At 45.5% G+C, this 7,753-nt stretch carries 10 protein-coding genes; 2 read left to right on the top strand and 8 right to left on the bottom strand.

The features are described from left to right. The 3 genes from BN1234_RS14780 to BN1234_RS14770 form a co-directional block, all read right to left on the bottom strand. A partial coding sequence (locus BN1234_RS14780) for an ABC transporter substrate-binding protein (protein ID WP_156337225.1) occupies positions 1-313 on the bottom strand: 313 nt, incomplete at its 3' end. A gap of 60 nt (positions 314-373) precedes the next feature. Then, positions 374-1,210, bottom strand: coding sequence for a carbohydrate ABC transporter permease (locus tag BN1234_RS14775; protein WP_054957433.1), 837 nt, complete (start codon positions 1,208-1,210; stop codon positions 374-376). Then, positions 1,210-2,094 carry a carbohydrate ABC transporter permease gene (locus tag BN1234_RS14770; protein ID WP_054957435.1) on the bottom strand — a complete coding sequence of 295 codons (885 nt, stop codon included), beginning with the start codon at positions 2,092-2,094 and terminating at the stop codon, positions 1,210-1,212. The genes BN1234_RS14775 and BN1234_RS14770 overlap by 1 nt, the downstream gene beginning before the upstream one ends. A 318-nt stretch (positions 2,095-2,412) precedes the next feature. Between BN1234_RS14770 and BN1234_RS14765 the strand changes: the two genes are divergently transcribed. Then, a complete protein-coding gene (locus tag BN1234_RS14765) occupies positions 2,413-3,171 on the top strand; it encodes a TspO-related membrane protein (RefSeq protein ID WP_054957432.1) in 759 nt (252 codons plus the stop codon). A gap of 76 nt (positions 3,172-3,247) precedes the next feature. Here BN1234_RS14765 and BN1234_RS14760 read toward each other — a convergent pair whose 3' ends face one another. The 5 genes from BN1234_RS14760 to BN1234_RS14740 form a co-directional block, all read right to left on the bottom strand. After that, positions 3,248-3,628: a RidA family protein gene (locus tag BN1234_RS14760; RefSeq protein ID WP_054957431.1), complete on the bottom strand. Its 381-nt coding sequence runs from the start codon at positions 3,626-3,628 to the stop codon at positions 3,248-3,250. 47 nt (positions 3,629-3,675) lie between these two features. Further along, a complete protein-coding gene (locus BN1234_RS14755; RefSeq protein ID WP_054957430.1) occupies positions 3,676-4,347 on the bottom strand; it encodes an NAD(P)H-binding protein in 672 nt (223 codons plus the stop codon). A gap of 53 nt (positions 4,348-4,400) precedes the next feature. Continuing rightward, positions 4,401-5,642, bottom strand: coding sequence for an MFS transporter (locus BN1234_RS14750; RefSeq protein WP_054957429.1), 1,242 nt, complete (start codon positions 5,640-5,642; stop codon positions 4,401-4,403). Positions 5,643-5,841: 199 nt separating this feature from the next. Then, positions 5,842-6,108, bottom strand: coding sequence for a hypothetical protein (locus BN1234_RS14745; RefSeq protein ID WP_054957428.1), 267 nt, complete (start codon positions 6,106-6,108; stop codon positions 5,842-5,844). 43 nt (positions 6,109-6,151) lie between these two features. Continuing rightward, complete coding sequence (locus tag BN1234_RS14740; RefSeq protein WP_054957427.1) at positions 6,152-6,355, bottom strand: CsbD family protein; 204 nt, start codon at positions 6,353-6,355, stop codon at positions 6,152-6,154. A gap of 428 nt (positions 6,356-6,783) precedes the next feature. Between BN1234_RS14740 and BN1234_RS14735 the strand changes: the two genes are divergently transcribed. Next, on the top strand, positions 6,784-7,674 hold the full coding sequence (locus BN1234_RS14735; RefSeq protein ID WP_054957426.1) for an FMN-binding protein: 891 nt from the start codon (positions 6,784-6,786) through the stop codon (positions 7,672-7,674). Positions 7,675-7,753: the final 79 nt, after the last annotated feature.

The raw sequence follows: 7,753 nt of genomic DNA, 5'->3' as shown, positions 1-7,753 counted from the left end.
CCCTGTACCCGCCGACATTAAATACATCAGGCTCTTCCCCGGATTGAAACTTCGCTTTCAGTGCAGCACCATAATCCGAGCCGCCGCCTACTGTCTGTATGTCCAGCTTGATGCCTGGATGCTCCTTCTCATACTCTTCCTTCATTTTATTCATCGCCTCAGCAATTTCCACTTTGAATTGGAAAATCTTCAGCGTTTTGGTTCCGCTCCCGCCTTCTCCAGCTTCCTTTCCATCATTCTTCGAACCGCATCCGGCCAGAAGCGTGGACAATGCGAGCACCATAATCAAGGCAAGCTTACTAAATTTTCTCATTTATGATTCCTCCCTTTTTTTAGAATATATAAAAGTAAGAATGGTGTTCTCTGTAAAGCTTTATCCTTTCACAGCTCCTGCTGTAATTCCCTCGATAATATATTTCTGCATGATCAAGAAAAAGATAATCACCGGAGTAATGCCGAGCACCAAGGCCGGTAAGGCCAAATCCCACTGTTTCGTATATTGTCCGAAGAAGGCAAATGTCGCAATCGGGATCGTACGCAGCTCTGCTGAGGTCAAAATAAGGGACGGCAGCAGATAGTCATTCCAGATCCAAAGGGTGTTTAAGATAATGACCGTCACAAACATCGGTTTCATGAGCGGAAATACGACCCGAAAGAATACGCCATACGGACTTGAACCGTCCACGGTTGCCGCTTCCTCAATCTCCAGCGGAATGGACTTCGTAAAGCCGTGAAACAGGAATACACTGAGCGGGACTCCGAACCCCAAGTAACAGATGATGAGGCCATACAAGCTGTTGCCGAGGCCAATCGAGGAGGTTACTTTTACGAGCGGAATCATGATGGACTGAAACGGAATAACCATCGCTGCCACAAACATCGAGAAGAGAATTCGATTAAACCGGGTATCCCGCCGGACCATCTGATACGCAGTCATGGCACTGAACAAGGCAAGCAGAAGGACGCTTACAACCGTCACGATGAGGGAGTTCATAAGCGCTGTCGGAAACCTTGTAATCGTCCAGGCGCGGGAGTAGTTTGTCCACTCCACGGTTACCGGCAGACCGGCGGAATCGGTAAGCAGATTACCAAACGTCTTGACCGAATTCACGAATAGAAAGTAGAACGGAACGAGAAAGAGAAGGCCGACAAGAATCATAATCAGCTCCGTGATCAACGTTCCTGCACGGTATTTCCGAATCGTATCCATCAAGCCTCTACCTCCCTGCTCTTTGTAAATCGGACCTGAAGGCTTGTGATGATCGCAACAACGATGAAGAAGATAACCGCTTTCGCCGTTCCGAGTCCCAGACGATTGTTCGTAAAGGCTTCATTGTATATGTTCATAGCAACAGATTCCGTCGATCCGAAAGGCCCACCCTTCGTCAGCGACAGATTCAGATCAAACATTTTGAATGACCAGGATATTGCCAGGAACAAGCACACCGTAACGGCTGGCATCACAAGCGGCAGAATTATATTTCGAAGCACCTGACCGCGGCTGGCACCGTCGATTTCGGCTGCCTCCAAAATATCCCCCGGCACGTTATTGAGCGAAGAAATATAGATCACCATTAAATAGCCTGCAGTTTGCCACACAAACACAATAACGATGGCCCAGAAAGCGGTTTCTTTTGTTCCCAGCCAAGGAAGTGTGAAGAAGTGAATATCCGTCATTTTGCCGATAGCAGCGAATCCCTTTACAAAAATGAACTGCCATATGAAGCCGAGCAGCAGACCACCGATCACGTTCGGCATAAAGAAAATCGTCCGGAGCACATTTCGTGTCTTTAAAGGCTTCGTCAGGAAATAAGCCAGAAAAAATCCTAAAAGATTCGTAAATATAACCCCCAGCAGCATAAATCGAGCCGTAAAGCTGAAGGCGTTGCGAAACTTGGCATCATTCGTAAAGATCGTGATGAAGTTGTCGAACCCGACCCATTTCACCTGTGCAGATACCCCGTTCCAATTCGTAAAGGAATAATACAAGCCAAGCAGAAACGGAATGATCATAATCAGGACGAAAAAGATGGCAGAAGGTCCTACGAAGACAATCTGCTGAATCCACCGAGAAGCTGTATTCCGCCGCTTCATTCTGTCCTCTCCCTTCCCATTTTGTTGAATTTTTTGATCGATATGTACCATTGCCCTGATAAAGAAAGCTAGCAGAAACCTCCCTTTCAGGGATAGGAATACCCTTCCTCTACTGGAACAATAGAGCATTCTATTACACAACCCATTAAACAACACCGAGTTACATGAATCAGTCACCATCCTGCTGGCTTAAGGTCAATTAGCCGCATTAACAGGCTTGACCTCGAGGAAATGGGGTATATTCAATATAGATAAAAAGTGAATAGGAGAATTTTATTCTTCATAAGATCATTCATACATATTTGAGGAGGCGATAGGGTGTACCGTACCAATTCTTATCGATGGTGGAATGTGCTCGCTTTTATAGCTGTGATCACTGTCAATATCTTATCTAATCTACTCCCCCTGGGAGGAAGAAGCACCGGAGAAATATCGGATCAGTTCTACATCCTTATGACTCCTGCCGGCTATGCCTTTATGATCTGGACTGTCATCTATATACTGCTTGGCGGATTTACAATCTATCAGCTGCGCCGGGATACCGGAACACGGGATTCTGTACTCTCCGTCGGCATCTGGTTTATTCTCAGCTGTGTCTTTAACATGGCATGGCTATTCCTATGGCATTATCTTTATATTGAATGGTCTGTTATTGCTATGCTGCTGCTAGTGCTCTCTGTTGGTGTCATCTACCGCAGAACACGCAGAATAAGCTTTCCTACGACTGGCGAAACGCTGCTGGTCAGACTTCCGTTCAGTATTTATCTCGGCTGGATATCCGCAGCCTTTCTGGTCAATGTCGGCATTGTGATTCATAAGAATGGATGGTCTCCGCTTGGACTTACAGAGCTTGGCTGGAGCATTGCCCTGCTCTGTATTGGAGGATTACTGGCTCTTCTGATCAGCTTTCCATCACGCGACAGCATCCTTCCCCTGATATTTGTCTGGGCTTACATTGCTATTGCCGTGGAGCATAAGGAAACAGACCTGATTCTTCTTACGGCCTTCATTGTGGCAGCCATCCTGTTCATCTACTCCGTCTGGCTGTTCTTCGCACGCAATCGGGCGCGCGACTAAACAAAAAAAAGCTGTCTTGGGCTTCAATCCATATCGGATCGAAAAGCCAGACAGCTTTTTTTCATGTGAGACGAATTTATGGCTTGACAGCTATGACTTCAATTTCAACAAGACCATCCTTCGGAAGACGCGCAACCTCAACCGCACTCCGTGCCGGATATGGCTCTGCGAAGAAACTTCCATAAACCTCGTTCATTGCGGCAAAATCGTTCATGTCCTTCAAGAACACAGTCGTTTTCACAACCTGATCCAGTGAGGCTCCTGCCGCTTCCAAAATCGCTTTTACATTGTTCAGAGAGAAGCGCGTCTGCTCAGCCACTCCCTCGCCAAACTGCCCTGTTTCCGGGTTGAGTCCAAGCTGTCCCGAGGTATAGACCAGTCCACCAACCTCAACGCCTTGGCTGTAAGGTCCAATAGCTCCCGGGGCGTTCGTCGTGGATATTATGTTTTTAGCCATATGTATTCTCCTCCCCATCAATCCTGTTTCTTATTCCATCGTCATCCCTAAGCAATCGTCTCTCCCAGTACATGAATAACTTCGTTAGGATATACATGATTTCCTCTAGTATTCGTTATTGAAATATTAACCATGGCCCTTGCCACCTTAGCCGCTGGTATGGCCCGGATTGAAGCAAGCCTTCCTGTAAATGCAAAATCAAGCTTGGTCATCAGTACGGAAGCGATGCCCTCCGCAAAGCGTCTCTCGTTCCGATCTCCTAGCAGGAGCGATGGACGAAACAGATGAAGCCCCGGCAGCTGAAGCCCGCATAACGCCTCTTCCATCTCTCCTTTTACACGGTTGTAAAACACTTTGGATTTGGGATCAGCCCCCATACTGCTTATGGCCAGAAATTGACGAACCTCTCCGAGCTTGGCTAACCTGGCTCCGGTCAGCACGTACTCAAAGTCAACCTTTCGAAACTGCTCCTGTGAGCCAGCCTTTCGGATGGTTGTTCCCAGACAGCAAAATACACTATCTACTCCCTGAAATGCTTCTTTATCATGCTGCAGCTTGTCCCAATCGGTATGAATCACCTTCAATTTGGGATGGACCATGTCTACCGGACGCCTGACCAGCAGTCTCACCTCATCCATGAAATTACGATGAAGCAGTTCCTCTGTCACCAGCCGTCCCACCAATCCTGTAGCTCCCATAACCAGTGCAGTCATTCCCATGGAAGCTCCCCCTTTTTGTCCTAATAACAGATATATCCCTTAACTCTTATGGTCTACGCGGTACGAAGCACTTTACGGCCAAACGTAGCTGCCGTCAGCAGCATAACCATTCCGACCAATGTCTGAAATCCATATTGCTGAATCCAGCCCGGCATTCCCTCCAACAGTTTAAACACCTGTCCTCCGATCACAGGACCCAAAAATGAGGCTAATCCCGTGATAGCTGAATACATCGCTATGAACATCGGACGTTCACCCTTCGGTGTATCTCCAATCATAAAGTTAAATGCAAGTTGATTGAACCCCCCAATGCCGGCACCTAACAACATATGAGACAGAACTAGTACGGGGATAAGCGGTAGAACCGACAATAGTCCCCAAGACAAGCAGGACAAAGCAATGATCGGGAGGGTCCAATACAGTAAGGTACGGTTGCTGAAGCGTGCGTTCAGATTCCCCCATATATAGAACCCCATCATCATGATTGCCGTCTGAACCACTGTCATAATCGAAACAACGGAATAAGAAATATGATGCACATCCAGCATAGCATAAGAATAGAGCGGAACAACAAGCGTTTGCAAGAACAACCAAACACCTAGAAACAATGTAGATTTTATAAACGGCTGGTCCGAAAGCGGCTTTCTTACCATCGGCCAGAACTTTTGTTCTTTCGAGCGTTCAAATGGTGGGTCGGGATACCAAAAGAATATCGTTAAATTCGCTGCAATCGCAATCCAGGCAATAATGAACAGGATCAAAAATCCCATTCCTCCCGGATATCGATCCAGAATCATTCCACCTACAAACAGAACGACTGCACCTAGAGCATTCAGTATCGTATTGCGGATACCGAAGTAACGTCCACGGACCTTGGCCGGAACCATGTCACTAATAATCGAAGTCCAGAGCATTCCTGATACCGTACCGGCAATAAAAGCTCCCATGTATAAGACCAGAAACGTAGGAATCCACCATTTTTCATCAAATACAAACGGTATGACCCCTGTTGCACCCCACATCAACCGGTTTAAGATGGTGAACACAATTAATGTTTTCTTCCTGTACTGTAACCTTTGAATCAAATATGCAGCCCAAATCTGAATAATGTTAAAAAACGTAGTGACGGCAAGCACAAATCCAACTTCTCTTGATTCAGCACCTAAATAAAGCAAATAACCTGTTAGAAAGGGGCCTCCAAGCAGGGTCTGGTAAATGACGGCGGGGACGCCTTCCCAGGTGGCTGTGAGCAAGTGTTTGCGCTGATTGGAAATCAGCCGATTCGGTCTGTGCATAACTCTTACAACCTTGATGGGGATACACTCCTTCGATGACTTATAATGGATGAAAAAACTCTCTTTGACCCCATTCTACACCCGCAATACCCACTGTCAATAAGGTAGAGAAATTATTGTTAGATTCCGCTTGTGCATCAAAAAATTGCATAAATAAAAGGATACCGCTTTGATAAGCAGCATCCTTTATTTTTCTTGATTATGCATGACGTTCTCTTTTCCTCCAGAGGGCTAGCATGGATATAACAGGCTTCCATTCTCTGCGAAATAAGCCGTTAAACCTCGCTGTTTCAGTCTCGGTTTCTGTTTCTGTCTTCATCTCGTATTCCTCATAGGGGAGCCGCTCCTCATTTGCCATTAAATAATACCCCATATGATAAGTACTGATTGCGTCACCCTCATATGTGACAACATGATCATCACGAATCTCAATAATTTTGCCTGTTACAACCGTGGTGTTATACATGACACCTCGCACTCTCCTTCTATCGAATGATTTATCGTCCGTCTTAATCACGGAAGCGCGCATACCATTCCTTATATTCACGCTCAGCCGCATCCTTGGAATGTCCATAACGTTCTTGCAGCTTGCCTACCAGCTTATCTCTTTCACCAGCAACAACATCCAGATCGTCATCCGTCAATTTTCCCCACTGCTTCTTCGCCTCACCTTTGATCTGATTCCATTTCCCTTTAAATACGTTGTTATCCATATCTATCACTCCTCCGTATAAATGGTGACTGATCATTGAATAATGGCGCGTTCTATACTTGTCGATTACCCGTGGCACCTGCTTCTGAATCCTCTTCTCTTTCACTTAAAAACCGGAATTTTCATCCACCATTTTCTTTTGAAAAAATTAAATTTTATTTAAAAAAACAGGTGTTAAATAATTAGTGATTATTTTCACATAAATATTTAATCGTATATGCTAATATTCCATCGAAAGGTAATCTTCACGACTCATCCTTTCAAGCTTTTACCGGGTATAAAGCCTCACAACCAGATTTTTCAATGAACGGAATAAGGCAAAATGCTTCATACCGAATTCCGGGTAGTCCCTTGCGTCGTTAAAATGTTTCAACATTTTAATATCAATTTTTTCACCAAAATTCAAACAAAAAAGTGGAGGTCATCTGTATGAAAAAGAAATTGTCCATTATTTTGTCCGGTACTCTGGTCCTTGGTGGTCTGCTTGCAGGTTGCGGAGATAAAGCTCCGGAAACTGCCGATGCAAACAAATCTCAAACTCAAACTGAGGCACCTGCAAGTGATGTAAAAGCTGGCGAATACAAAGACGGAAATTATTTCGCACAAGGCGAAATGAATGAAAAATCCGGTTGGCAGTACAACGTAACACTTAAAGTGGAAGGCGGAAAGATTACTGCTGCGGATTGGAACGCTTCAAACATCAAAGCGGGTAAAGACAAGAAAACCGTATCCGAGTCCGGTGAATACGGCATGAAGGAAAAAGGCGGCGCTCAAGCTGAATGGCATGAGCAAGCTGAAAAAGCAGAACAGTTCTTGATCGAGAAACAAGACCCTGCAGCAATTACCTTCAACGATGAAGGTAAAACCGATGCAATCAGCGGCGTTTCCATCTCCGTTAACGAATTCGTAGAGCTTGCTCAAAAAGCATTGCAAGCTGGTCCAACAGAAGCTGGCCCGTACAAAGACGGCGCTTATCATGCTGAAGGCGAAATGGATGCAAAAAGCGGCTGGCAGCCTACTGTTGATCTGACTGTAACTAACGGTAAAGTTGTTGCAGCTTACTTCAGCGGTGTTAACAAAGATGGCGAAGACAAACAAGACTTCTCCAAAGATGGCAAGTATGGCATGAAAGAAAAAGGCGGCGCTCAAGCTGAATGGCATGAGCAAGTTCAAAAAGCGCAAGCATTCTTCCTTGAGAACCAAGGCGTAGGCAGCGCAAGCTTCAACGATGAAGGCAAAACTGATGCAATCAGCGGCGTTTCCATCAGCGTTCAAGAATACTTCACTCTTGCAGAGAAAGCACTTGAAGGAGCTAAGTAATTAAGTAAGTAAGGCAAGTTCATACTACCTGCAGAAACGGGAGTTTACTCCCGCTTCTGCATTTATAATGTAACTAATG

The sequence above is a fragment of the Paenibacillus dakarensis genome (genome assembly GCF_001373415.1).
GTDB lineage: Bacteria > Bacillota > Bacilli > Paenibacillales > Paenibacillaceae > Paenibacillus_AQ > Paenibacillus_AQ dakarensis.
This window is presented reverse-complemented; position numbering and strand designations above follow the sequence as displayed.